This window comes from Microbacterium sp. NPDC089698, assembly GCF_044749045.1.
In the GTDB taxonomy this organism is placed as follows: Bacteria; Actinomycetota; Actinomycetes; order Actinomycetales; family Microbacteriaceae; genus Microbacterium.
On sequence record NZ_JBIVHE010000005.1, the window covers coordinates 188,282 to 212,983 of the forward strand.

24 protein-coding genes and 1 tRNA gene are annotated in these 24,702 nt (G+C 71.3%); 17 read left to right on the plus strand and 8 right to left on the minus strand.

The features are described 5' to 3' along the window. Positions 1 to 16 precede the first annotated feature (16 nt). Genes ACIPY5_RS14680 through ndk form a run of 3 tightly spaced genes read left to right on the plus strand, consistent with a single transcriptional unit; the run spans position 17 to position 2,222 of the window. The gene (locus tag ACIPY5_RS14680; protein WP_400972153.1) at positions 17 to 1,327 is read left to right on the plus strand and encodes a bifunctional folylpolyglutamate synthase/dihydrofolate synthase; all 1,311 of its coding nucleotides are present in this window, start codon (positions 17 to 19) and stop codon (positions 1,325 to 1,327) included. Further along, the gene (locus ACIPY5_RS14685; RefSeq protein ID WP_309342442.1) at positions 1,315 to 1,800 is read left to right on the plus strand and encodes a DUF4233 domain-containing protein; all 486 of its coding nucleotides are present in this window, start codon (positions 1,315 to 1,317) and stop codon (positions 1,798 to 1,800) included. The genes ACIPY5_RS14680 and ACIPY5_RS14685 overlap by 13 nt, the downstream gene beginning before the upstream one ends. Before the next feature lie 5 nt (positions 1,801 to 1,805). After that, positions 1,806 to 2,222 (plus strand): nucleoside-diphosphate kinase, encoded by a 417-nt coding sequence (gene ndk, locus ACIPY5_RS14690; RefSeq protein ID WP_045272553.1) that lies wholly within the window; start codon positions 1,806 to 1,808, stop codon positions 2,220 to 2,222. A 63-nt stretch (positions 2,223 to 2,285) separates the two neighbouring features. Here ndk and ACIPY5_RS14695 read toward each other — a convergent pair whose 3' ends face one another. Next, positions 2,286 to 2,897: a vitamin K epoxide reductase family protein gene (locus ACIPY5_RS14695; protein WP_400971890.1), complete on the minus strand. Its 612-nt coding sequence runs from the start codon at positions 2,895 to 2,897 to the stop codon at positions 2,286 to 2,288. Positions 2,898 to 3,159: 262 nt separating this feature from the next. Here ACIPY5_RS14695 and ACIPY5_RS14700 point away from each other — a divergent pair, with 262 nt between their 5' ends. After that, on the plus strand, positions 3,160 to 5,568 hold the full coding sequence (locus ACIPY5_RS14700) for an Rne/Rng family ribonuclease (RefSeq protein WP_400971892.1): 2,409 nt from the start codon (positions 3,160 to 3,162) through the stop codon (positions 5,566 to 5,568). Positions 5,569 to 5,601: 33 nt separating this feature from the next. Here ACIPY5_RS14700 and ACIPY5_RS14705 read toward each other — a convergent pair whose 3' ends face one another. Together ACIPY5_RS14705 and ACIPY5_RS14710 are read right to left on the minus strand one after the other, a co-directional pair. Beyond that, positions 5,602 to 6,225 (minus strand): TMEM175 family protein, encoded by a 624-nt coding sequence (locus ACIPY5_RS14705; RefSeq protein WP_309341175.1) that lies wholly within the window; start codon positions 6,223 to 6,225, stop codon positions 5,602 to 5,604. Then, a complete protein-coding gene (locus ACIPY5_RS14710; RefSeq protein WP_309341172.1) occupies positions 6,222 to 6,521 on the minus strand; it encodes a DUF4031 domain-containing protein in 300 nt (99 codons plus the stop codon). The genes ACIPY5_RS14705 and ACIPY5_RS14710 overlap by 4 nt, the downstream gene beginning before the upstream one ends. Positions 6,522 to 6,790: 269 nt before the next feature. Between ACIPY5_RS14710 and rplU the strand changes: the two genes are divergently transcribed. The 11 genes from rplU to ACIPY5_RS14765 all read left to right on the plus strand — a co-directional run bounded on the left by rplU (position 6,791) and on the right by ACIPY5_RS14765 (position 17,127). Then, entirely contained in the window at positions 6,791 to 7,099 is a 309-nt protein-coding gene (gene rplU / locus ACIPY5_RS14715; RefSeq protein WP_233309240.1) for a 50S ribosomal protein L21, read from the plus strand. A 20-nt stretch (positions 7,100 to 7,119) separates the two neighbouring features. Continuing rightward, on the plus strand, positions 7,120 to 7,377 hold the full coding sequence (gene rpmA / locus ACIPY5_RS14720; protein WP_159575753.1) for a 50S ribosomal protein L27: 258 nt from the start codon (positions 7,120 to 7,122) through the stop codon (positions 7,375 to 7,377). Positions 7,378 to 7,493: 116 nt separating this feature from the next. Beyond that, complete coding sequence (gene obgE / locus ACIPY5_RS14725; RefSeq protein ID WP_400971896.1) at positions 7,494 to 9,023, plus strand: GTPase ObgE; 1,530 nt, start codon at positions 7,494 to 7,496, stop codon at positions 9,021 to 9,023. After that, positions 9,020 to 9,802, plus strand: coding sequence for a glutamate 5-kinase (gene proB, locus ACIPY5_RS14730; RefSeq protein ID WP_400971898.1), 783 nt, complete (start codon positions 9,020 to 9,022; stop codon positions 9,800 to 9,802). Before obgE ends, proB begins: the two co-directional genes overlap by 4 nt. Before the next feature lie 126 nt (positions 9,803 to 9,928). Then, positions 9,929 to 11,155, plus strand: a complete 1,227-nt coding sequence (locus ACIPY5_RS14735; protein ID WP_400972155.1) for a glutamate-5-semialdehyde dehydrogenase — start codon at positions 9,929 to 9,931, stop codon at positions 11,153 to 11,155. A 48-nt stretch (positions 11,156 to 11,203) separates the two neighbouring features. Then, complete coding sequence (locus ACIPY5_RS14740; protein ID WP_309341168.1) at positions 11,204 to 11,431, plus strand: hypothetical protein; 228 nt, start codon at positions 11,204 to 11,206, stop codon at positions 11,429 to 11,431. Positions 11,432 to 11,440: 9 nt separating this feature from the next. Continuing rightward, positions 11,441 to 12,037, plus strand: coding sequence for a nicotinate-nucleotide adenylyltransferase (gene nadD, locus ACIPY5_RS14745; protein WP_400971900.1), 597 nt, complete (start codon positions 11,441 to 11,443; stop codon positions 12,035 to 12,037). Further along, complete coding sequence (locus ACIPY5_RS14750) at positions 12,034 to 13,467, plus strand: hypothetical protein (RefSeq protein ID WP_400971902.1); 1,434 nt, start codon at positions 12,034 to 12,036, stop codon at positions 13,465 to 13,467. Before nadD ends, ACIPY5_RS14750 begins: the two co-directional genes overlap by 4 nt. Continuing rightward, entirely contained in the window at positions 13,464 to 13,853 is a 390-nt protein-coding gene (gene rsfS / locus ACIPY5_RS14755; protein WP_309341160.1) for a ribosome silencing factor, read from the plus strand. Before ACIPY5_RS14750 ends, rsfS begins: the two co-directional genes overlap by 4 nt. A 38-nt stretch (positions 13,854 to 13,891) precedes the next feature. Beyond that, positions 13,892 to 14,776: a formate dehydrogenase accessory sulfurtransferase FdhD gene (gene fdhD / locus ACIPY5_RS14760; RefSeq protein WP_400971905.1), complete on the plus strand. Its 885-nt coding sequence runs from the start codon at positions 13,892 to 13,894 to the stop codon at positions 14,774 to 14,776. Next, complete coding sequence (locus ACIPY5_RS14765; protein ID WP_400971907.1) at positions 14,773 to 17,127, plus strand: FdhF/YdeP family oxidoreductase; 2,355 nt, start codon at positions 14,773 to 14,775, stop codon at positions 17,125 to 17,127. Before fdhD ends, ACIPY5_RS14765 begins: the two co-directional genes overlap by 4 nt. A gap of 15 nt (positions 17,128 to 17,142) precedes the next feature. Here the strand turns inward: ACIPY5_RS14765 and lysA are convergent, their stop codons facing one another. From lysA to ACIPY5_RS14785, 4 genes are all read right to left on the minus strand, one after another. Then, the gene (lysA, locus tag ACIPY5_RS14770; protein ID WP_400971909.1) at positions 17,143 to 18,402 is read right to left on the minus strand and encodes a diaminopimelate decarboxylase; all 1,260 of its coding nucleotides are present in this window, start codon (positions 18,400 to 18,402) and stop codon (positions 17,143 to 17,145) included. A 98-nt stretch (positions 18,403 to 18,500) separates the two neighbouring features. Continuing rightward, a complete protein-coding gene (locus ACIPY5_RS14775) occupies positions 18,501 to 19,406 on the minus strand; it encodes a universal stress protein (protein ID WP_400971911.1) in 906 nt (301 codons plus the stop codon). Then, positions 19,403 to 20,902: an amino acid permease gene (locus ACIPY5_RS14780; RefSeq protein ID WP_400971912.1), complete on the minus strand. Its 1,500-nt coding sequence runs from the start codon at positions 20,900 to 20,902 to the stop codon at positions 19,403 to 19,405. The genes ACIPY5_RS14775 and ACIPY5_RS14780 overlap by 4 nt, the downstream gene beginning before the upstream one ends. A gap of 61 nt (positions 20,903 to 20,963) precedes the next feature. After that, positions 20,964 to 22,520, minus strand: a complete 1,557-nt coding sequence (locus ACIPY5_RS14785; protein WP_400971914.1) for an aminotransferase class I/II-fold pyridoxal phosphate-dependent enzyme — start codon at positions 22,518 to 22,520, stop codon at positions 20,964 to 20,966. A 119-nt stretch (positions 22,521 to 22,639) separates the two neighbouring features. On the opposite strand from ACIPY5_RS14785, the gene ACIPY5_RS14790 reads away from it, so the two are divergent. Together ACIPY5_RS14790 and ACIPY5_RS14795 are read left to right on the plus strand one after the other, a co-directional pair. Further along, on the plus strand, positions 22,640 to 23,566 hold the full coding sequence (locus ACIPY5_RS14790) for a LysR family transcriptional regulator (protein WP_400972157.1): 927 nt from the start codon (positions 22,640 to 22,642) through the stop codon (positions 23,564 to 23,566). 114 nt (positions 23,567 to 23,680) lie between these two features. Beyond that, positions 23,681 to 23,756, plus strand: a tRNA-Ala gene (locus tag ACIPY5_RS14795). 79 nt (positions 23,757 to 23,835) lie between these two features. On the opposite strand, the gene ACIPY5_RS14800 is transcribed toward ACIPY5_RS14795, so the two are convergent. Further along, positions 23,836 to 24,597: a DUF5937 family protein gene (locus ACIPY5_RS14800; protein WP_400971916.1), complete on the minus strand. Its 762-nt coding sequence runs from the start codon at positions 24,595 to 24,597 to the stop codon at positions 23,836 to 23,838. Between the last annotated feature and the right edge of the window lie 105 nt (positions 24,598 to 24,702).

A 24,702-nucleotide genomic window follows, 5' to 3' on the forward strand; every position in this document is an offset into this window, starting at 1 on the left:
GGTCTACTCCGCGCTCATGGAGCGCGCGGGGGAGCGCTGGGTGCAGCCCCGCAAGGAGCGCACGGCGCGCCTGCTCGAGCTCATGGACGACCCGCAGAAGACCTACCGCGTCGTGCACCTCACGGGCACGAACGGCAAGACGTCGACGGCGCGCATGATCGAGAGCCTGCTGCGCGCGCACGGCCTGCGCACGGGCCTGTTCACGAGCCCGCACCTCGAGCGGTTCACCGAGCGGATCATGATCGACGGCGAACCCATCGCCGATGCCGCCGTGGCCGATGCGTGGGAGGAGATCGAGCCCTTCGTGGGCATCGTGGACGCCGAGCTGGAGGCCGCGGGCGACGCGCCGCTGACCTTCTTCGAGCTGCTCACCGTGCTCGCCTTCGTGGCCTGCGCGGATGCCCCGATCGATGTGCTCGTGCTCGAGGTCGGGATGGGCGGATCCTGGGACTCCACGAACACGGCCGACGGCGACGTCGCGGTGTTCACGCCGATCGACCTCGACCACGCCGACCGCCTCGGCGACACGATCGCGAAGATCGCCGAGGTGAAGGCCGGGATCATCAAGGACGGCGCGGCCGTGGTCTCCTCGCGGCAGACGCCCGAGGCCGAGGCCGTGCTGCGCCGCGTCGCGGACGAGCGCGGTGCGAGCATCGCCTTCGAGGGCCAGGACTTCGCCCTCGTCGAGCAGCGCCTCGCGGTCGGCGGTCAGCAGATCACCGTGCGCGGGCTCGCGGGGCAGTACGCCGAGGAGTACCTGCCGATGTACGGCGAGCACCAGGGCTTCAATGCCGCCCTCGCGATCGCGGCCGTCGAGTCGCTCATCGGAGGAGCGCAGCACGCGATCACGGGCGACGTGCTCGCGGAGGGGCTGACGGGCGCGACCTCGCCCGGCCGTCTGCAGCTGCTCGGCATCGCGCCGACGGTGATCGTCGACGCTGCGCACAATCCGCACGGCGCACGCGCTCTCGCCGCCGCCCTGAAGGACAGCTTCGACTTCGACGAGTGGGGCCTCGTGCTCGGCGTGCTCGGCGACAAGGACGCGACGGGCATCGTCGAGACGCTGCTGCCATCCGTGGAGCACGTTTTCGCGACGGCTCCCGACTCGGAGCGGGCGAGCGACCCCGACGCCCTCGCCGACCTGGTCGAACGCGCCGGCGGCAGGGCCACGGTGCACCCGGCTCTCGCGGAGGCCGCGGACGCGGCGCGAGAATGGGCCGCCTCGGCCGATCGCCGCGCGGTGATCATCGCCGGATCCGTCGTGCTGGCCGGCGAGGCGATCTCGCTCGCCGCCGCGGAGGACTGGAAGAGCGGATGGCGCGCGTGACCGACGAGACCGCATCCGGATCCGCGGCCGCGAAGCCGCGCCGGGCCCGCCCGCCGCGCGGCCTCGCCCAGAAGCTCGGGTCGATCATCCTCGCGTTCGAGGCGATCGTGGTCGGCCTCGCCGGGCTGACCGTCTTCGGCCTGAAGGCGCTCGGCCCCGGCATCGAGCCGTGGTGGGGCATCGTCGGCGGCGCCGTCGTCGGCGTCGCGATGCTCGTCGCGGCAGGGCTGATGGGCAGCAGGACCGGAATCGTGATGGGATGGATCCTGCAGGTCATCGTCCTGCTGTCCGCCATCCTGGTGCCCGCGATCCTGCTGGTCGCGATCGTCTTCGGCGGCATGTGGGCCTACGCGATGATCGTGGGCGGGCGCGCGGACCGCGCCGCCCGGACCGCCGGTGCCGCCATGCCCTCCGCGGACTCCGCGGCCCCCGAATCCTCCACCGACACCCCTGGAAACGACCACAGAGAGTGACTGACATGCCCACTGAAGAGACCCTCGTCCTGGTCAAGCCCGACGGCGTCGCGCGCGGCCTCACCGGCGCGATCCTGGCCCGCATCGAGGCCAAGGGATACGCCCTCGTCGACATCCGCCTCGTCGACCCCGACCGCGACCTCCTCGCCGCGCACTACGCGGAGCACGAGGGCAAGCCGTTCTACGAGCCGCTGCTCGAGTTCATGCTCTCGGGCCCGTCCGTGGCGATCCGCCTGGCCGGAAACCGCGTCATCGAGGGCTTCCGCTCGCTGGCCGGCACGACCGACCCGACGACCGCGGCCCCGGGCACGATCCGCGGCGACTTCGGCCGCGACTGGGGCCTGAAGGTGCAGCAGAACCTGGTGCACGGCTCCGACTCGCCCGAGTCCGCCGCGCGTGAGCTCGGCATCTGGTTCGGCTGATCACGCCACGAGAACGCCCCCATCCGGCATCGGCCGGGTGGGGGCGTTCTTCGTCGACGGGGTTCAGCGGAACAGGCGGATGACCTCGCCGATCAGGTCCACACCGGCGGACTGCGCCAGCAGGATGACGATGACGAATGCGACGATCGACGCGAGCGGAACCCAGATGCCGAGCCGCTTCGCCCGCTCCTGCGCGCTGCGGCTGATCGGGAAGGTCCCGTTGGCGAAGAGCTGGAGCACGGTCGCCAGGAACGTCGGGATCACCACGATGTACGTCAGTCCGCACCACGGGCACAGCGTGTGCAGCGAGAAGAAGCTCTGCCCGATCAGCCAGCAGATGAACACGAACGCGGCCGTGATGCCGAGGCCGAAGACCGCCCAGAACCAGCGCGGGAAGCGGGCCCCGGCGAGGATCGCCACGCCGACCACGAGCGGCGCCATCCAGCCGGTCAGACCGATGAGCGGGTTCGGGAAGCCGAACACCGAGCCCTGCCAGGAATCGAGGTTCGCGCCGCACTGCACGAAGGCGCTGATGTCGCACCCCAGGGCGGCCTTGGGATTCGACGCGGTGGCGAACTTGTCGAGGGTGAGCTGGAAGGCGGCCCACCACCCCACGACGCTCGCGATGATGAGCCAGATGGCGTAGCCGACGGGACGGGTGCGCTGTGCGGACATGCCGCGATTATGGCAGTCGCGCTTCTGTGCGACGTGCATGCAGGCGCGTCGGTTCGCGTCGAGTCGGGCATCTTGCGCCGATGGTGCGATAATGGACGGGTCGAACCACCATGACGGCGGTCGACGGATACAGACTTCGGGGGCCCCGGCCCCCAGCGATCAGAGCACATGCCGATCGCAGACCGATTGAGTTCGCGGCGCCGAGTGCGCCGCACGAGAGAATTCACGACGGCCGGGCCGTCGTGCAGGGAGTACGCCAGAGATGGCCGACGAGAACAATGACAACGCCCCTACCCTCGATCTCGACGCGCTGCAGGCGCCGGTAGCTCCCGAGCCCGCAGAGCCGGCGCCCGCGCCGACGGACGAGGACTCCGCTCCCGCCGAGGACGAGGTCGCCGTCGAGGCGTCCGCCGACGACGCGAGCGATGCGGGATCCGCCGAGGACACGGAGGCCGCCGAGGCGCCCGCCGACGCCGAGAGCGCCGCGGAGCCCGCTGCCGAGGACGAGGCCGCCGCGGCCGCGGAGCCCGAGGCCGTGGTCGAGCCCGAGACGGTCGTCGAGACCGCGGCGGAGCCTGGGGCCGCCCCGGCATCCGAGCCCGCCCCTGCGGCGGAGCCCGAGCCGGCCACCGCGATCAGCCTCGGCCTGCTGCCGGAGATCTTCGTCTCGCGCGTCTCCACGCAGCTGCACTTCCACGCTCCCGCGTTCGTGCCGCTTCCCGCTCGCACGCGCGACAGCGGCCACGACGGCGAGGACAACCGCCGCACCCGCACCCGCGGTGGCGACGGCGAGCAGCCGCGTCAGCGCCAGCGCGTCGTGGAGTACATCACCGAGCCGAAGGCGATCAAGGGATCCACCCGGCTCGAGGCCAAGAAGCAGCGCCGACGCGACGGACGGGACGCCGGCCGCCGTCGCCCCGTGGTGACCGAGGCCGAGTTCCTCGCCCGCCGCGAAGCGGTCGATCGCGAGATGATCGTGCGTTCCAAGAACGGCCGCACCCAGATCGCCGTGCTCGAGGACAACGTGCTCGTCGAGCACTACGTCGCCCGCAACCAGGACGCCTCGCTCATCGGCAACGTCTACCTCGGCCGCGTCCAGAACGTGCTGCCCAGCATGGAGGCCGCGTTCGTCGACATCGGCCGCGGCCGCAACGCCGTGCTGTACTCGGGCGAGGTGGACTGGGACGGCGTTGAGACGGGCAACCAGCCCCGCCGCATCGAGCTCGCCCTCAAGGCGGGCGACCGCGTGCTCGTGCAGGTCACGAAGGACCCGGTGGGCCACAAGGGCGCCCGCCTGACCAGCCAGATCTCGCTTCCGGGCCGCTACCTCGTGTACGTGCCCAACGGATCCATGAACGGCATCTCGCGCAAGCTGCCCGACACCGAGCGCGCGCGCCTCAAGCGCATCCTCAAGGAGGTGCTCCCCGAGTCCAGCGGCGTGATCGTGCGCACGGCGGCCGAGGGTGCGACCGAGGAGCAGCTGACCAACGACGTGCAGCGCCTCACCGCGCAGTGGAGCTACATCCAGAAGCAGGTCGAGACCCAGCAGGCGCCCGCCCTGCTGCACGCCGAGCCCGACCTTCTCGTCAAGATCGTGCGCGACGTCTTCAACGAGGACTTCACGCGGATGCGCATCCAGGGCGCCGACGCCGGCCGCACCATCCGCTCCTACCTGGAGAGCGTCGCCCCCGATCTGCTGGACCGGGTCGAGGCGTACGAGGACGACCGCGATCCGTTCGACGCCTACCGCGTGACGGAGCAGATCGAGAAGGCGCTGGACCGCAAGGTCTGGCTGCCGTCGGGCGGATCCCTCGTGATCGACCGCACCGAGGCCATGACGGTCGTCGACGTCAACACCGGCAAGTTCGTCGGCTCGGGCGGAAACCTCGAGGAGACCGTCACCAAGAACAACCTCGAGGCCGCGGAGGAGATCGTCCGCCAGCTGCGCCTGCGCGACATCGGCGGCATCATCGTCGTCGACTTCATCGACATGGTGCTCGAGTCCAACCGCGACCTCGTCCTGCGCCGCCTCGTCGAGTGCCTGAGCCGCGACCGCACCAAGCACCAGGTCGCCGAGGTCACCTCGCTCGGCCTCGTGCAGATGACCCGCAAGAAGCTGGGTCTCGGCCTGCTGGAGACCTTCAGCGAGCCCTGCGAGGTGTGCGCGGGCCGTGGCGTCATCGTGCACCACGACCCCGTCGTCAAGCACCGCGCGGCCGCGCCGCAGCAGAGCTCCAACCGCCGTCAGCGCGGCGGGAACGGCGCCGCGAACGCCGGCGCTCCGGCTCCGGCACCCGCCGCGGCGCCCGCGAACGGGGGCACGCACGGCATCCCCGAGGGTGCGAAGTCCGCCCTCGCCCAGATCGCCGCCTCCAGCCGTGCGGCGGAGACGCCGGCGGGCGAGGCCCCGATCGAGCCGGCGGCAGAGGCTCCGGCCGAGCGCGCAGGACAGGAGCGCGCCAAGAAGCCGCGCAAGAAGCGCGGCTCCGACCGCAGCAAGGCGCCCAAGACGGAGGCGGAGCAGCTGCTCGACTCCGTGCTGGACGCGCTGCCCGAGCCGAAGGCGCCGGGACAGGGCCGCAACCGCCGACGGGTGACCACCGCGGCGCTCTCCGCGGGCACCGCCGTCGTACACACGACCGAGGCGGCGCCGCAGGCGGACCAGGGCTGACCGGCCCGCAGGACCATTCAGGAGGGCTCGGCGCTACGGCGCCGGGTCCTCCTCGTCGTTCCCCGCAGGGACCTCGCCGTGGTGCGCGCGCAGGTAGCGCTCGACGCGCCGGTCCGGCGCGAGCCAGATCACGGCCACGATCACGAACGGCACGAGACCCAGCCACGGAGCCACGAACGACAGCGCGAGGCCCGAGAGATACAGCACGAGGGACGCGATGCCCTTCACGTCGCGCCCGAACGCCTCGTGGAACCGATCGCCGTCGGGCCCGCGGGCGATCATCCGCTGCAGGATCGTGTAGGCGATCGCGGCGCCGAGCAGATTCAGCCCGTAGACGATCGTCGGCACCTGGGCGACGCGGGTCTCGGTCAGCCAGGCGGTCGTGAACGGGTAGAGCGACAGCCAGAACAGCAGGTGCAGGTTGGCCCAGAGCACGGTGCCGTTCACGGCGGGGCGCAGCTGGAACAGGTGATGGTGGTTGCTCCAGTAGATCCCGACGTAGACGAAGCTGAGCAGATAGGTGAGCAGCCCGAGGCCCGAGGTGTGCACGAGGTCGGTCCAGGTCGTCCCCTTCGGCACGGCGAGACCGAGCACCATGACCGTGATGATGATCGCGAGGACGCCGTCGCTGAAGGCCTCCAGGCGGCTCGAGGTCATCGCGGGATCCTCGTGTCGTGTTCGTGGCCTCCGGTGCGATCCCGGGCCGGCACGCGCAGGCCGGACGCGATCAGCCGGCGCGTGAGCTCCTTGCCGCCCACGTGCTCCGCGCCTCCCGCGACGAGCCGCTCCAGCGCGTCCTCCGGGACGTCGTAGTGGTCCAGGTCGAACGCCCGGCGGGGGATGTCGTGCAGGGCGGCGAAGGCGTGCAGCTCGGCGACGCTGGCGTCGCTGACCAGGTGCGCCCAGAAGCGGCCGTGCGCGGGCCAGATCGCGTCGTCCACGAGGATCGCCATTCCGCGATCCTAGACGCGGGGAGGGGAGCCGGGGCCGATCCGGCACGCGATCGGATCCGGGATCCCGCCACGGCGGCGTCGCTTTGCGAGGGGGCGGCGCATCCGGTAAAGTAGCTCCTTGGTGCACCGCGCCGGACGCCCCACTCGGCCGCCGCGGGATCATGCAACTCGCGCCCGCCACTGCGGATCCCTCTGCTGTGGCGCGATGCAAGCACAGTCTTCCCGTGAGATTACGGAGCGGTCCCGCTCCCCAACGAAACAGGTATGAAGTGGTTTACGCAGTAGTGCGCGCCGGTGGACGCCAGGAGAAGGTCGAGGTCGGCACGATCGTTCAGCTCGACCGCCTGAAGGCGGCCCAGGGCGACAAGGTCGAGCTCGCCGCGGTGCTCCTCGTCGACGGTGACAAGATCACCACCGACGCCGACAAGCTCGCGAAGGTCAAGGTCACCGCCGAGGTCGTCAGCCACCTCCGCGGCCCGAAGATCGTCATCCAGAAGTTCAAGAACAAGACCGGTTACAAGAAGCGCCAGGGGCACCGTCAGGACCTCACGCGCGTCAAGATCACCGGCATCAAGTAAGCACGAAGAGGAGCTGAGAAATGGCACACAAAAAGGGTGCGAGCTCGACCCGCAACGGTCGTGACTCCAACGCACAGCGACTCGGCGTGAAGCGCTTCGGCGGCCAGACCGTCAGCGCCGGCGAGATCCTCGTCCGCCAGCGCGGCACGCACTTCCACCCCGGCGTGAACGTCGGCCGTGGCGGCGACGACACGCTGTTCGCCCTCGCCGCCGGTGCGGTCGAGTTCGGCGCGAAGGGCGGCCGCAAGGTCGTCAACATCGTCGCGGCTGCCGAGTAAGGCTTCCACAGACTCAGCCACCGGCTGAGCGCTGTTCGGAACGGGGCGGGCTTCGGCTCGCCCCGTTTCCCCATTTCCGGGCACGTCCGTTCCGCCCCCAATCCAGGAGGATCCGCATGGTCACGTTCGTCGACAGGGTGACGCTGCACCTGCGCGCGGGCAAGGGCGGCAACGGCTGCGTGTCGGTGCACCGCGAGAAGTTCAAGCCCCTCGGCGGCCCGGACGGCGGCAAGGGGGGCGACGGCGGCGACATCGTTCTCGTCGCCGACCCGCAGACCGGCACCCTGCTCTCGTACCACCACTCGCCGCACCGCACGTCGCAGAACGGCGGCTTCGGAATGGGCGACCACCGCGCCGGCTACGACGGCGAGGACCTCGAGCTGCCGGTTCCCGTCGGAACGGTGGTCAAGACCCCCGGCGGCGACGTCCTGGCCGACATGATCACCCCGGGCGAGCGCTTCGTGGTCGCCGCGGGCGGCCATGGCGGGCTCGGCAACGCGGCGCTCGCGACGCCGAAGCGCAAGGCCCCCGGGTTCGCGCTGCTGGGCACGCCCGGCTACGAGGGCGACGTGGTGCTCGAGCTCAAGACCGTCGCCGACGTGGCGCTGGTCGGCTACCCGTCCGCCGGCAAGTCGAGCCTGATCGCGGCGGTCTCCGCCGCACGGCCGAAGATCGCGGACTACCCGTTCACCACGCTGCATCCGAACCTCGGCGTCGTCCAGGCCGGCGAGTCGCGCTACACCGTGGCCGACGTGCCCGGCCTCATCGAGGGCGCGAGCGAGGGCCGCGGTCTCGGTCTGCAGTTCCTGCGACACGTGGAGCGCTGCTCCGCCCTGCTGCACGTGCTCGACTGCGCCACGCTCGAGCCCGGTCGCGACCCGCTCAGCGACCTCGACGTGATCCTCGCCGAGCTCGCCGCCTATGAGGTTCCGGAGGGGCAGATCCCGCTGCTGGAGCGTCCGCAGGTGGTCGCGCTCAACAAGATCGACGTGCCGGAGGCCCGCGAGCTCGCCGACTTCGTGCGTCCCGAGCTCGAGGAGCGCGGCTTCCGCGTGTTCGAGATCTCCACCGTGTCGCATGAGGGGCTGCGTCCGCTCACCTTCGCGCTCGGCGAGATCGTCGATGCGCACCGCGCCGAGCTGGCCGCGGCTGCGGCTGCGCCCAAGGAGCGCGTCGTCATCCGGCCGCGCGGCTCGAAGCGCGAGTTCGAGATCCGCGTCGAGGGCGGCAGCTACGGCAACGTGTACCGGATCCTCGGCGACAAGCCGGTGCGCTGGGTGCAGCAGACCGACTTCCAGAACGAGGAGGCGGTGGGCTACCTCGCCGACCGGCTCGAGAAGCTCGGTGTCGAGGACGAGCTGTTCCGCCTCGGCGCCGTGCGCGGCTCCACCGTCGTGATCGGCCCCGGCGAGAGCATCGTGTTCGACTGGGAGCCGCAGATGTCGTCCGCGGCCGAGCTCATCACCTCGCCGCGCGGTCTGGACTCGCGCTTCGACCCGAACACCCGCCGCACCACGAACGAGCGCCGCGAGCAGTATCACGAGCGCATGGACGCGAAGGCGGCCGCCCGCGCCGAGCTCGAGGAGCAGCGTCTCGCCCGGGGCGCCGCAGCGGGAGAGGACACCGGCAGCGAGGACGCCGGGTGACGGCGCTGACCCGGGCGGATCTGCTGACCGCGGCGCGGATCGTCGTCAAGGTCGGATCCTCCTCGATCAGCGGTGAGGCGGCATGGCGGATCCCGCTGCTCGTGGAGGCGCTCGCGGCGGCGCATGCGCGCGGCACCGAGATCGTCCTGGTGTCCTCCGGTGCGATCGCCACCGGCATCCCGTTCCTGCAGCTCGACGCCCGGCCCACCGACCTCGCCACCCAGCAGGCCGCAGCGGCCGTGGGGCAGAACGTGCTGATCTACCGCTACCAGGAGGCCCTGCGTCCGCACGGCATCGTGGCGGGGCAGGTGCTGCTGACGACGGGCGACCTGGAGCACCCGACCTCGCGCAGCAACGCGCGCCGCGCCATGGAGCGCCTGCTCGGCCTGCGCGTGCTGCCGATCGTGAACGAGAACGACACGGTCGCGACGCAGGAGATCCGCTTCGGCGACAACGACCGGCTCGGCGCGCTCGTGGCGCAGCTGACCGGCGCGGATGCGCTCGTGCTGCTCAGCGACGTGGAGTCGCTCTACACGCGGCCGCCGTCCGATCCTGCCGCCGAACCGCTCGACGTCGTGGCGGCGGGCGCTGACCTCTCCGGCCTCGAGTTCGGCGCGACCGTCGTGAACGGCGTCGGCACGGGGGGAGCGGCGACCAAGGTCTCCGCCGCCCGTCTGGCCGCGGCGAGCGGTATCGGCGTGCTGGTGACCAGCGCGGATCTGGTCGCCGAGGCGCTCTCCGGCGCCGAGATCGGCACCTGGTTCGAGCCCGCGGTCTGATTCCGTCATCCGGGCCTCCTGGTCGCGGCGCGTGGGTACACTGACCGCATGTCCACCGTGATCGCCGACTTCGCCGTGCCCGCAGACGCCTCCGTGCAGGACGCGCCGGATTCTCCTGAGACGCGGATGCGCGCCGCCAAGGAGGCGTCCCGTGAGATCGCACGGCTCACAAGCGCCGGCAAGGTCGCCGCGCTGCACGCGATCGCCGACGCGCTCACGGCCTCGTCGGCCGACATCATCGCCGCCAACGCGCGCGACCTCGCGCGCGGCGTGGAGGACGGCATCGGGGACGGGCTCCTCGACCGGCTCCGCCTGGACGAGAAGCGGATCGGCGCACTCGCGGCGGCGGTGCGCGAGGTCGCCACCCTGCCGGATCCCGTCGGCCGCGTCGTCGGCGGGCACCGCATGCCGAACGGCGTCGCGCTGGAGCAGGTGCGGGTGCCCTTCGGTGTGGTCGGCGCGATCTACGAGGCGCGACCCAACGTCACGGTCGACATCGCCGCGCTCGCGCTGCGTTCGGGCAACGCGGCCGTGCTGCGCGGCGGGAGCGCCGCCAAGGAGAGCAACACGGTCCTCGTGCGCGTCATGCGCGACGCCCTCTCCGGAGCCGGGGTGACCGCGGAGGCGATCCAGACCGTGGACGACTTCGGTCGCGCCGGCGCCACGGCGATGATGCACGCCCGCGGCCTGATCGACGTGCTCGTGCCGCGCGGCAGCGCGGGACTCATCGAGACGGTGGTGACCGAGTCCACCGTCCCCGTGATCGAGACGGGCGCCGGCGTGGTGCACATCGTGCTGGACGAGACGGCTCCGCTGGACTGGGCGCGCGACATCGTCGTGAACGCCAAGGTGCAGCGCCCTAGCGTGTGCAACGCCGTGGAGACCGTCCTGGTGCTCCGCGCGGCCGCCGACCGGCTCGTGCCCGAGGTCGCAGAGGCGCTGATCGCGCAGGGCGTCACGATCCACGGCGACGAGGACGTCCGGCGGCTCGTGCCCGCGGCCGTGCCGACGACCCAGGAGGACTGGGCGACCGAGCATATGAGCCTCGACCTTTCGATGCGCGTGGTGGACGACCTCGACGGTGCGCTCGCGCACATCCGGCAGTTCAGCACGGGGCACACCGAGTCGATCATCAGCACCGACACCCTCTCGATCGAGCGCTTCCTCGCCGAGGTCGACTCGGCCGTCGTGATGGCGAATGCGTCGACGCGCTTCACGGACGGCGGCGAGTTCGGCTTCGGCGCCGAGGTGGGCATCTCCACGCAGAAGCTGCACGCCAGGGGCCCGATGGGACTCGCCGAACTGACCAGCACCAAGTGGCTCGCGCGCGGGGCGGGGCAGACGCGCGGCTGAGCGCTAGACTGGGGAGCTGAGATCCACCCTGATCACTCTGGAGAATCGATGAACCTCGTCGCGCAGCTCGTGCAGACCGCCGCAGAGACCGCCGAGCACCACGGCAACGTGGCGCTGGAGACCCTTCCGTTCGGTCTGATCGCCGCCGGCGTGTTCGCGCTGCTCGGTCTGGTCGCGCTCTCCTATCGCAACGTCGCCAACCGTCACGACCGCAAGGCGCAGGCGTGGGCGGCGGAGCACGGTCACGAAGGACACGGGGCCGGCCACGGTCACTGAGTCGATCCGATGACGACCACTCCGGCGCCGCGGATCGGCGTGATGGGCGGAACGTTCGACCCCATCCACCACGGTCACCTCGTCGCGGCCAGCGAAGTGGCGCACTCGTTCGGACTGGACGAGGTCGTGTTCGTGCCCACGGGGCAGCCGTGGCAGAAGAGCGATGTGTCGGACAGCGAGCACCGCTATCTGATGACGGTCATCGCGACAGCCTCGAACCCGTCGTTCACCGTGAGCCGCGTGGACATCGATCGTGAGGGCCCGACCTACACGATCGACACGCTGCGGGATCTCAAGGCTCAGCGCCCCGATGCGGAGTTCTTCTTCATCACGGGCGCAGACGCCGTGGCGCAGATTCTCAGCTGGAGGGATCATGATGAACTGTGGGATCTGGCCCACTTCGTCGCGGTTTCCCGACCAGGTCACGTGCTGAGCACGGACGGTCTGCCCAGCGACGACGTCAGCCAACTCGAAGTCCCCGCCCTCGCGATCTCGTCGACCGATTGCCGATCGCGCGTCCGCGAGGGGGATCCGGTCTGGTACCTCGTGCCGGACGGTGTGGTCCAGTACATCGCGAAGCATCATCTTTATCGGAGCACGTCATGAGCACATCGGATCAGCACGCGCACATTGCTGATCAGTCAGCCGGCGGCAGCCAGTTGACCCGCAAGCAGCTGCGAGAAGCACGCCTCACCGGATCGACCCCGATCGTCACTCCGGAGGAGGCCGAGGCGGCACGCCGGCAGGGCATCGCCGCCGCGAACGCCCAGCCCCACGCGGTCGTGCCCGTGGCGGAGCCCGTCGCCGAGGCTCCTGTCGCCGAGCCCGCTGCGGCCGTTCCCACGCAGGCCGACGTCGACCCCCAGGACTCCGTCGAGGGCGAGGAACGGCTCACCCGGCGCCAGAAGCGCGAGCAGGAGCGGGTCCGCACCGGCGCGCTGCCGGTGTCCGATCCGTCCGTCCAGGACACTCCGAGTGCGCCTGCGCCCGCCGTCGCCGAGTCCGTTCCGGCGCCCGCCGCGCCCGCGTCGGCGCCGACTGTGCCTTCGGCACCGGAGGCGTCCGAGATGATCACGGACGTGCCGCGGCCCAGCTACCCCAGCCGCCGCCGCTCCTACGAGTCCGCCGCCCCGGTGCCTGCCCCCGTGTCCGAGGAGCAGGACGGCGTCGACGACGCCGAGCAGGGCGTCGCCCCGGTGTCGGTCTCCTCGGTCATGCGCGCCGAGGAGGAGACCGGACGCACGTGGCACGCGGATCCCGTCTCCGCCGCGCCCAAGGCCGTCGACCCCGCACCCGCGCGCCCGGCCGACTCGGCCGCCGCCCCGCTTCTTCCCTCCGTCCCCGCGACGGGCCCGACGCCCGCTCCGGATGCCGGCCCGGTGAGCCTGCCCTTCTCGTCGGAGCAGTCGGCGCTCTGGTCGGCACCGGCCGCCTCCGCCTCCGAGGACCCGCAGACCCCCGCCGCCCCGACGCCGGCCGCACCCGCCGGGATCGCGCCGCGTCCTGCCGCGCAGACCGCGCCCCCCGTCGGTTCCGCGTCCACGGTCAACGCCGGCTTCGGCGAGCGGGTGCTCGCCGAGCAGGCGCGCACCCCGCAGGTCGACTCCTTCGACGCGCTGATCGGCGACTCCACCGGGTCGCACCACGCTGCGCCGAACGCGCTGATCTTCCAGCAGGCGCCCGCCGCGCTGTCGCTGTCGGGTCCCGTCGCCTCGACCGGCGAGATCCTCGTCACCGGCAGCTACGACCTTCCCTCGGGTCTCGGCTCTCGCGGCCACGCCGACGGCATGGCCGACGGCAAGGAGGTCGACGCGGTGCTCGTCGACGGCGAGCTCGCTCCCGCGTCCTCGCCGACCCCGATCGCCGCGAGCGCGGCGATCGGCACGATCAAGCCTGCGGGTGAGGTCATCCGCCCGCCCGAGCCCGAGAAGGGCAACAAGCTCATGCTCGCTCTGACCATCACCGCCGGCGCTCTCGCCGTCGCCCTGGTCGGCGCGCTCATCGTCGCCATCACCACAGGAGCGTTCTCTTCATGATGCAGTCGCCGTCCGCCGCAGACATGCTGCAGATCGCCGCCGACGCGGCCCGGTCCAAGGGCGGGGAGGACCTGCTCGCGCTGAACGTGTCGGAGCCGCTGCCGCTCGTCGACATCTTCCTCCTCGTCACCGGCAACAGCGAGCGCAACGTCGCCGCGATCGCCGACGAGGTCGAAGACAAGATGATCGAAGCGGGCCACAAGCGCGTGCGCCGCGAGGGTCGCAGCGAGGCGCGCTGGGTGCTGCTCGACTTCGGCGACCTCATCGTGCACGTCTTCCACGAGGAGGAGCGCACCTACTACGGCCTCGAGCGCCTCTGGAAGGACTGCCCGGTGGTGCCGATCGCCGAGCCCGCTCCTCTCGTCGTGCCCGCCGAGCGGGACTGATCCGGCGAGGATCCGCGAACCGCGGGTAGGGTCGAGCCGTGGGACGGATCACGACGCTGCGGCCGGTCACCCGGATCGCCCTGGGGGAGGGCGTGCATCGTCGCGCCGACACGCTCGCGGTCGAGGAGCCGCTCGAGATCCGGGTCGGCGGAGCTCCGCTCGCGGTCACGATGCGCACGCCGGGCCATGACGTCGAGCTTGCGATCGGATTCCTCGTCTCGGAGGGCGTGATCTCCGAGAGATCCGACTTCCGTGCCGCGATCCACTGCGGAGGCCCCGGCACCGGAGGCATCGAGAACACCTACAACGTGCTGGACACCTCCCTCGCACCCGGAGTGAGGCTTCCCGCCGCGGATGAGGCGCGCCGCTTCTACACGACCAGCTCCTGCGGCGTGTGCGGCAAAGCCAGTATCGACGCCGTGCGGACGGTGTCGCATCATGACGTGGCGCAGGACGACGTCCGGGTCGAAGCCGGATGGATCGCGGAGCTGCCGGACCGGCTCCGTGCCGGACAGGCGGCGTTCGACAAGACCGGCGGACTGCACGCCGCCGCGCTCTTCGACGCCGTGAGCGGCGAGCTGCTCGTCATCAGGGAGGACGTGGGCAGGCACAACGCGGTGGACAAGGTGGTCGGCTGGGCCCTGCAGGAGGGGCGGCTCCCGCTGCGCTCCACCGTGCTGCAGGTGTCGGGACGGGCGAGCTTCGAGCTCGTGCAGAAGGCCGCGATGGCGGGGATCCCGATCCTGTCGGCCGTCTCCGCGCCGTCCTCGCTGGCGGCGGAGCTCGCCGAGCAGACTGGGCTCACGCTGCTCGGCTTCGTGCGAGGACGATCCATGAACGTGTACGCGCACGCGCAGCGTGTGCTGATCGACGCGGCGACGCCGGGCGAGGAGCCCGCGCGGGAAGGACGGGCAGGGCGATGAGCGACGACGTGGACGCGCGCGGAGGAACCGCCTTCGGACTCATGCCGGACGAGCCCCGGCAGGGCGGCTACGGGCCGCGCACGAGCGCCGCCTGGTCGCGGAAGCCCTACCGCCACCCGGCCGCAGGCTGGGGAGCGGCGAAGTCGGTCGGGCAGGTGCTGCTGCGCGAGCGCGAGCCGATCGCGGGCTCCGGCGCGATGCTCATCATGAACCACGGCGTCTCCGGATATGACTGCCCCGGCTGCGCCTGGCCGGACGATCCGGGCAATCTGCGCCTGGACATCTGCGAGAACGGGATCAAGCACGTCACATGGGAGATGACGCACAAGCGCGTCGACCGGCAGTTCTTCGCGGCGCACACGGTCGCCGAGCTGTCCGAGTGGACCGATTTCGACCTCGAGGACCAGGGGCGCCTCACCGAGCCGATGAGCTATGACGCCGCGAGCGACCGGTACGTGCCGATCTCCTGGGACGACGCGTTCGCCCTCATCGGCGACGAGCTGCGCGGTCTCTCGAGCCCGGACGAGGCCAGCTTCTACACCTCGGGCCGGCTGAGCAACGAGGCGACGTTCCTGTATCAGCTCATGGTGCGCGAGTACGGCACCAACAACCTCCCGGACTGCTCGAACATGTGCCACGAGGCCTCGGGCCGTGCGCTGAAGGCCTCGCTCGCCACAGGCAAGGGCACGGCGGATCTGCGCGACTGGGAGGAGTGCGACGCGCTCTTCGTCCTCGGCGTGAACGCGGCGTCGAACGCCCCGCGCATGCTGACGGCGCTGTCGGACGCCGTCCGTCGCGGCGCCCAGGTCGTGCACGTGAACCCGCTCGTCGAGGTCGGCGCGACGCGCACGATCGTGCCGCACGAGTTCGTCGACATGGCCCTGTTCAAGAGCACCGCGACGAGCACGATGAACCTGCAGGTGCGACTCGGCGGCGATCTCGCGCTCATCCGGGGGATGGCCAAGGTCGTCTTCGAGGCGGCGGAGGCGGACCCCGCCGTCCTCGATTCCGCCTTCCTCCGCGCCTACACGAACGGACTCGAGGACTACCGCGCGCTCGTCGACGCCACGCCGTGGGCCGAGCTCGTGCGTCAGTCCGGACTGAGCGAGGAGCGGATCCGCGACGCCGCGGCGGTCTACCTCGGCTCGGAGCGGACCGTCATCAGCTGGTGCCTCGGCGTGAGCCAGCACGAGCACGGTGTGGACACCGTGCGCGAGATCGTGAACCTGCTGCTGCTGCGCGGCAACGTCGGGCGTCCGGGGACCGGGCCCTCTCCCGTGCGCGGGCACAGCAACGTGCAGGGCAACCGCACGTGCGGCATCGACCACCGGCCCCCCGCCTGGACGGACCGGCTCGCCGAGGTGTGCCGCATCGACCCGCCGCGCCATCCGGGCCTGGACACCGTGAAGACGATCCGCGGCATGCACGACGGCACGGTCAAGGTCTTCGTCGGCATGGGCGGCAACTTCGTGCTCGCCGCGCCCGACACCCCGTACACCGCCGAGGGGCTCAGCCGCTGCCGGCTGACCGTGCAGGTGAGCACGAAGCTCAACCGCAGCCACCTCGTCCACGGCGAGAAGGCACTGATCCTGCCGTGCCTCGGACGCACCGAGCGCGACCAGCAGGCGGCCGGTCCCCAGGGCGTCACGGTCGAGGACGCGATGAGCATGGTGCACCTCTCGGTGGGGCGCAAGCGGCCGGCCTCGGCCTACCTGCGCTCTGAGCCCGCGATCATCGCCGGGATCGCGAAGGCCGTACTGCCGGACTCCGGGACCCCGTGGGACGACTACGTCGCCGACTACGACCGGATCAGGGACGTCATGGCGCAGGTCCTCCCCGGCTTCGAGGGCTTCAACGCACGGATCCGCAACAGGCACGGCTTCCGCATCCCGCAGCCCGCGCGCGAGCGCGTATTCGAGACCGAGTCGGGGCAGGCGGAGTTCTCGCACGCGCCGCTGCCCGATGTGATCCCGGCCTCCGCCGAGACGCTGGTGCTGCAGACCATGCGTTCGCACGACCAGTGGAACACGACGATCTACTCCAGCAACGACCGCTATCGCGGCGTGAAGAACCTGCGCGAGCTGATCTTCCTGAACGAGGACGACATGCGCGCACGGGGGATCGCGGAGGGGGATCCGGTCGACATCCGGTCCACCTCGAAGGACGGATCCACCCGCCTCGTGCGCGCGTTCCGTGCGGTGCCCTACGACATCCCGCAGGGCTGCGCAGCCGGGTACATGCCGGAGCTGAACGTGCTGATCGGGCACGCCGACTTCAGCGCGCAGAGCGATCAGCCGCTCATGAAGAGCATTCAGGTCACCGTCACCCGTTCCGCGGCGCGCGCCGCCTGAGCGCCGCGGAGCCGCTCAGAGGTCGCGGGCGAACAGGTCGTCCCAGGTCTCGCGGCGGATCACGGCCCTGGCTGCGCTGTCGCGCACGAACACCACGGGCGGGCGGCGGTAGCCGTTGTAGTTGTTCGCCATCGTGTGCGTGTAGGCGCCCGTCGCCGGGACGGCGAGGAGATCGCCGACGCGGACCTCGGGCAGGCGCAGGGGATCGATGAGCACGTCGCCCGACTCGCAGTGCCGGCCGACCACGACGACCTCCTCCACGGCGTCCTCGTTCAGGCGCTCGGCGAGCGCGGCCTCGTAGCGCTGCTGGAACAGCGCGACCTCGAGGTTGTCGCCCATCCCGCCGTCGACCGCGACGAACGTGCGGGCGTCGCGCTTCACCGTGGTCACCGTGTACAGGGTCAGCGCGGAGGCGTTCACCATGCTGCGACCCGGCTCGATGATGATCTCGGCCTCGGCGGGGAGGTGCTCGGCCGCTGCGGCGAGCAGCGCCTCGATGTACTCGTCGACGGAGGCGGGGTGCTCGTCGTAGGTGTAGCGCGCTCCCAGTCCGCCGCCGAGGTCGTAGACGGGGAACGTCCCGAGCGCGGCGAGGGGCGCGACCGCTGCGGCGAGCTCGGCCGGATCCATGATCTGCGATCCGACGTGCGCGTGCACGCCGCGCATCCGCAGCCGCGGGCTCGCCTCGATCCGGGCGATCAGGGCCTTCGCCGCGGCGGCGGTGAGCCCGAACTTGGATCCCACCTGACCGGTCTGCACGTGCGGGTGCGTCGAGGACTCCACCTCGGGGATCACGCGCACGAGCACGTCCTGGGTGCGGCCCTCCGGCACCAGCTGCTCCAGTCGGTCCACGTCGTCGGCGTTGTCGACGACGACCAGCCCGACGCCGGCCTCCACCGCGATCCGCAGCTCCTCGGTCGTCTTCGCGTTGCCGTGCATGACCAGCAGGGCGGGGTCGACGCCCGCGCGCAGCGCGCTGAGGATCTCGCCGCCGCCCGCGACATCCAGTCCGATGCCCTCCTCGACCATGACCCGCTGCACCGCGGTGGCCGGGAACGCCTTGGAGGCGAACACCACGCGGGCGTTCGGGCGGCGCGAGGTCAGGGCGGTGCGGTACTCCTGCGCACGGGCGCGGAGCGCGGCCTCGTCGACGATGATCGCCGGGGTTCCGAACTCCCGGGCGAGGTCGTCGACGCGGCATCCGCCGATCCGCAAGGTGCCATCGGCGTCGATGCCGGCGCCGGCGGGGAGGAGGTCGAGCAGGGGGTGCGGCATGGGTTCGGTCCTTCGTTCGGGGGGAAGTCTACGCAGGGACCGCGGCTCGGGTGCCGCGGTCCCTGCGCTGCGGCCGTCGGGAACGCCGCGCTCGTCGATCAGTCGAGATCGGGGACGGCGGCCCCGCGGGGCACGACGACGACCGGGACGGGGGAGTGTCGCACGACCTTCGCCGCGTGCGAGCCCAGGAACACCCGGGCGATCGGTCCGAGAGTGCTGGATCCCACCACGAGCACCTCGTCGGGACGCCAGGCGACCTGCGCCATCGCGGAGTCCCAGCTGTCGCCCACGCCGATCTCGGTGGCCGCGATCCGCGGCGCCTCCTCGAGGTGCGACACCCGGGCGAGCAGCTCGCCGGCCTGACGCTCGATGTCCTCGGTCCACTGCCGCGCGATGCGCTTCTCGGCGTCGAGTCCGGCGCCCGAGGTGCCGGACTCCGGGGGCACGACCGCGAACGAGGCGATGCGCAGCTCGGCGCCGACTCCTGCGGCCACTCCGGCAGCGCCGAGCACGAGATCCCCGGAGGAGTCCGTCCCGCGGAACGCGGCCGTCACCCGGCCGACCTCGGCGCCTTCGGCGGCGCGGAATCCGCGCGGCGCGATCGCGACGGGAACCGGCGAGGCGTGCAGCAGTGCATCGCTTTCCGACCCGAGGGCGATCCGGCCCACGGGGGCGGCGGACGACGAGCCGATCACGATGAGCGCGGCGTCGCGGTCGACCGCGAGCTCTGCGAGCCCGCGCCGCGCGGAGGACGCCTCATGCACGAGGTACTCCGCGCGGACCGTGCCGCCCAGGACCGCGGCGGCGTGGTCGAGCACGAGGTTCGCGGTGTCGCGCGTGTAGCCCCGCCACTCCGCATCGGCGCTCCCTGCGGCCATCGGCCAGGTCTGCGGCAGCACCGTGGCGACCACGAGGTCGGTGTCGGCCGAGCGGGCCAGCATCGCCGCGAGGTGCAGCACCGCCGTGGAGCGGTGGGCCGGATCCAGCCCGACGACGAGGCTCATCCCCGGTCCGCCTCGCGACGGGCCGCGGCCGCCTCGCGCACCGCTCCGGTGCTCGGCTGCGCGACGTTGGTCGTGAACGGCGCCTCGGCCTCGATCACGGGGTGGCCGACCTGCAGCGCGGAGTGGCGCCGGCCGTAGAACCAGTAGAAGACGAGGAAGACGGCGGTCCAGGCCAGGAACACCAGGATCGTGACGAGGCGCAGCTGGGTGATGATCGCGATGCAGCCGAGGATCGACAGGATCGGGATCGTCCAGCCCAGGGGGAGGCGGAAGCCGCGCTCCAGCTCGGGCTCGCGCACACGGAGGATGATCACGCCGAGCGACACCACCAGGAACGCCACGAGCGTGCCGATGCTCGTCATCTCGGCCAGGAAGTCGATCGGGACGACCGCGGCGAGGACGCCGGTGGCGATCATGACGATGACCGTGTTGGGGATCGGCGTCATCGTGCGCGGGTTCACCTTCGCGAACACCCGCGGGATCATCCCGTCGCGGGACATCGCGAACAGGATGCGCGTCTGCCCGTACAGGCACACCAGCGTCACGGAGAAGATCGAGATGATCGCGCCGATCGCGACGACCGTGCCGGGCCAGGTGGATCCGATGATGTTCTGCAGGATGGCGGCGAGGCCGGCGTCCTGGTTCTTGAACTTCTCCGGAGCCTGCGCGCCGAGCGCTGCGAGGCACGTCAGCACGTAGAGGGTGATGATGATCCCGAGCGCGAACATGATCGCGAGCGGCAGGTTGCGCTTGGGGTTCTTCGCCTCGTCGCCCGCGGTCGAGACCGCGTCCAGACCGACGAAGGAGAAGAAGATGATGCCGGCTCCGCCGACCACGCCGGCGAGCCCGGCGGGGGCGAAGTTGTGGAAGTGGTCGGTGTTCCAGCCGGTGAACGCGACCGCGCAGAAGAACAGCACGACCGAGATCTTGACGACGACCATGATGCTGTTCACGAGGGTGGACTCGCGGGCGCCGCGCATGAGCAGCAGCGCGCAGAGCACGATCACGATCACGGCGGGGATGTTCACGATCCCGCCCTGCTCGGGAGCCTGCGACAGCTCGACCGGAATCTGCCAGCCGAGCAGGTTCTGCAGCAGCTGGTTGACGTACTGGGACCAGCCCACCGCGACCGCCGCGGTCGAGACGCCGTACTCGAGCAGCAGGCAGGCGCCGACCGCCATCGCGGTGCCCTCGCCGAGGGTCGCGTACGCATAGGAGTAGGTGGATCCGGATACGGGCACCGCGCCGGCCATCTCCGCGTAGCAGAGTGCGGTGAGCCCGGCCACGACGCCGCCGATCACGAAGGACCAGATCACGGCGGGGCCGGCGATCGGCACCGCCTGGGACAGGATGAAGAAGATGCCGGTGCCGAGCGTCCCGCCGACGCCGATCATGGTCAGCGAGAACAGGCCGATGCTCCTCTTCAGGTGCACCTCCCCGGTCGCGACCGGCGCAGTGGGTTTCCGGCGCAGCAGCTGCTGGGCGATGGTGGGCATGGACCAATCTCCTTCGAATGGTGGGGCCGACCCGCGACGCGGTGCGCCGCGGGATCCTTGTTCAGTCTTCTCTCGTCACCCGGAAGCGCGATACCTGTGCGTCCACGGCGCCGCGGACGTATCCGCTGGGCGACTCGGCCACCGCCTGCAGGAACGCGACGGTCTCCGCCGTGATCTGCTCGCCGGGGATGACGTTCGGGATGCCGGGGGGATAGGCGGCGAGGGTGTCCGCAGAGATGCGGCCGACCGCCTCCGCGGCGGGCACGAGCTCGGTGGCGGAGAAGAACGCATCGCGCGGCAGGATCCGCAGCGGGCCGGACGGCGGGAGCGCCGGGAACGCGGCCGCATCGCCCGACGTGCGCTCCGCATGGGCGTCCGCCGATTCGACGGCGGTGACGAGGGCGCGGAGCGCGGACGCGAGGTCGGGAACCGTCCCGGCGCCGATGAGCGCGACGAGGGAGGTCGCGGTGGACATCTCGAAGTAGATGCCGTCCCGCTCGATGAGACGCTGGCGAAGCCAGTGTCCGCTGACGCCGGTGGCGGAGACGTCGATCGGGACCCGCAGCGGGTCGACGGCGACGATGTCGTCGAACGCGTCGAAGCCGTCGCTGAGCACGGCGAAGCGCGGGTCTTCGCGCAGCGCGTCCCGGAACGCCTGGGCAGCGGCGATCGAGTTCCCGATGTGATGCGCGCCGGTCATCAGCGAGTGGCGCGCGATGTCCAGAGAGGCCTGCAGCAGTGCCGAGGACGAGGTCGAGGCGGTGAGCGTGACCGCGCGCTCGACCAGCGGCTCCAGGCGGTCGGCGAACGGACCGTCGCCGAGATGCAGCATCGCCGACTGGGTCAGGGATCCGGCGAGCTTGTGCGTGCTCGAGACCACGAGGTCGGCGCCGAGACGCGTGGGCGACTCCGGCAGGTCGGGGTGGAATCCGAAGTGCGGACCCCAGGCGCCGTCGACGATGAGGGGTGCGCCGTGCGCGTGGGCGACCCGGGCGAGGCCGGCGATGTCGGCGACGGCGCCGAAGTAGCTGGGCGAGACGATGTACACCGCACTCGCGGCATGCCCGTCGCGCGCTGCGGAGGTCATGGCCTCGTCGAGCGCCTCGGGGGAGACGCCGTGCGCGATCCCGTGCCGCGCGTCCACCGAGGGCAGCACGAACGAGGGGGTGAGCCCTGCGGTGAGCACTCCGTCGCTGAAGCTGGAGTGGGCGCTGCGCTGGGAGAGGATCCCGGGGCCGAGCCCTCGCACCGCGAGGGCGGCGACGCGGTTGGCCTGGGAGGCGCCTCCGGTGAGGAACCAGGTGCGGCGCGCGCCCCAGGCGTCGGCGGCAAGGTCGAGAGCCTGGGAGAGCGGCGAGTCTTCGCCGAGATCGATGCCCTCGAGGAGCATGGGGACGTCGAGCTGCAGGACGCGCTCGCCGAGGAACTCCGCGAGAGGCGCGCTGATTCCGCGGCCGGCGCCGCCGTGTCCCGGGACCATCAGCTGGATCGGCGCCCGCGCCGCGTGCCACTCCAGAGCGTCGGCGTAGGGCGTCTCGCGGTGGCGGGGATCCACCGTCGACGAACCGGAAGGCGCGGAGGGGGAGGGATCGAGGGTGAGGGGCTCGGGGAACGGCATTGGTCCATCGTGCGGCCTTTCGGGCGAGCGAGGAATCCCGGAAATTCTCCTGCCCCACATATCCTGTATGTGGCGGCACGTCATGAATCTGCATTTGCTGACATAGGAGGTTGGTGTCGATGCTCGATCTGCGTCAGCTGGAAGCGCTCCGCGCGGTGCACGCCGAGGGATCGGTGACCGCGGCCGCGCGCCGGCTCGGCTGGGGGCAGCCGACCGTCGACTACCACCTCAAGAATCTCGAGCGCCTCGTCGGATCGCCGGTGCTGATCCGCTCCTCGCGCGGCAGCCGCCTGACCCCGGTCGGGTCCCTGCTGCTGGAGAGGGCGCAGGAGATCCTGACCCTGGGGGAGCGGGCGGTCCGCGATGCCAGGGAGCTGACCTCGATGGGGCGGGTGCGACTGCGCTTCGGGACGTTCCCGACCGCGGCCGCGAAGATCCTGCCCTCGGTCGTGACCCGTGTCGACGATCTCGGGATCGAGGTCGACGCGATGCTCGAGGAGGTGCCGACGCTCGTGGACCGGATCAACCGGGGAGGCCTGGACGCCGCGCTCGTCTACACCGTGCCGGGATACGAGCTGCCGTTCCGCACGCACGTCGTCACGAGGGAGGTGCACCGCGATCCGCTCCTGCTGGCTCTGCCGGTCGGGCATCCGCTCGCGACGCCGCGACCGATCGACGTGCCGACGCTGCTCACGCTGTGGCAGGAGCGCTGGCTCTTCGCCGCGGCGGGGAACGATCCGATGGACACGATCGTGATCGACGCGTTCGCCGCCCGTGGGCATGCGCTTGATGTCGCGATCCGCACCGACGACTTCCAGGTGATGCTCGGGATGATCGCGGCCCGCCTCGCGGTGGGCCTGCTGCCGAGTCTCGCCGTCGGCGGCTCCCATCCCGGGATCGTGCTGCGTCCGATCGCGGATCCGTCCTTCGTGCGCTCCATCCTCGTGGCGACCTCGTCGGAGGGGTCGACGCGCGGCCCCTCCACGGCGGTGCGTCAGCTGCTGCTCGCGATCCGCGACGCCTTCGGTGCGCTGCCCTCCGCCTGACCGCGAGGAGGGCGTGACACGCCCGGCGGGCCGCATCAGGGGTCTCGATTGGCGCGGCGAGACGGCCATGTTGTAGGCTGAATGAGTTGTCGCGGGAAGCCGCGAACAGCGTCTGGGCCTGTGGCGCAGCTGGTAGCGCACCTGCATGGCATGCAGGGGGTCAGGGGTTCGAGTCCCCTCAGGTCCACCAGAACACGAAGGCCCCGAGCATTTGCTCGGGGCCTTCGTCGTGTGACGGGCCCTTGCGGCGATGCCTGAAGCAACTCGCCTCAGGGGACCCCAGGGCGTGAGTCTCCGGTGTTCGTCCGGGCGGCGCCGTGGAGGGCTTCGCCGATCGGTGTGAGTCGGTAGAGGACGGACCGCCCGGCCCGCTCGCGCGTGATCAGACCCGCGTCGCGGAGCACGCCCAGATGGCCGCTGATCCCGCTGAGCGAGACGCCGGTGAGAACCCCGAGCTGCGTCGTCGAGGCCGGCTCCGACAAGAGGGACATGATCTGCGCCCGCGTGGGGCCGAGCAGCCGCGACAGGCTCTCGAGGGGCTCGGCCGCGCCTTCGCTGAGGGTGCCTATGCCGCGGGCGGGATAGGTGATGCTGGGCTGCCAGGGGGCGTCCGTGGTCAGCGCCACACCGGGGGCGACGAAGACGGACGGGATGAACAGCAGGCCGCGGCCGTCGAGCCGGATCCGGGAATCAGGGAATCGCGACACTGCGATCTCGCCGTTGTTCCAGGTCAGCCTTTTGTGGATGCCCGCGAGGGCCGCACCCCAGCCGTCCCGGGACAGTCGCTCGGCCCGAAAGCGGACATCGCGCTGCAGCACGGTGAAGATCCGCGGCCATTCGGGTTCGACGACCGCATGCCAGACCGCGAGCACCGCGTCCGCCACCCGTGCGGGAAGTGCGGGATCGGCGAGCACCTCGGAGAGCTCCGCGGTCGGGGAGCGGTGAGCCCGCAGCAGCTCCAACTCCGTGCGAACCGTCGAGGGGGACGCCGCGGCGATCGCGGCGGCGTCCTGGAAGATCGATTGCGCCATGCTCTCGGGTGGCGGGGCCGCGAAGTCGGCACCGCTCCCGGGCCCGTGAAGATAGGACAGAAGGCGGACCTCAGTCGTGCTCGCGATGGGCTCGAACGACGACCG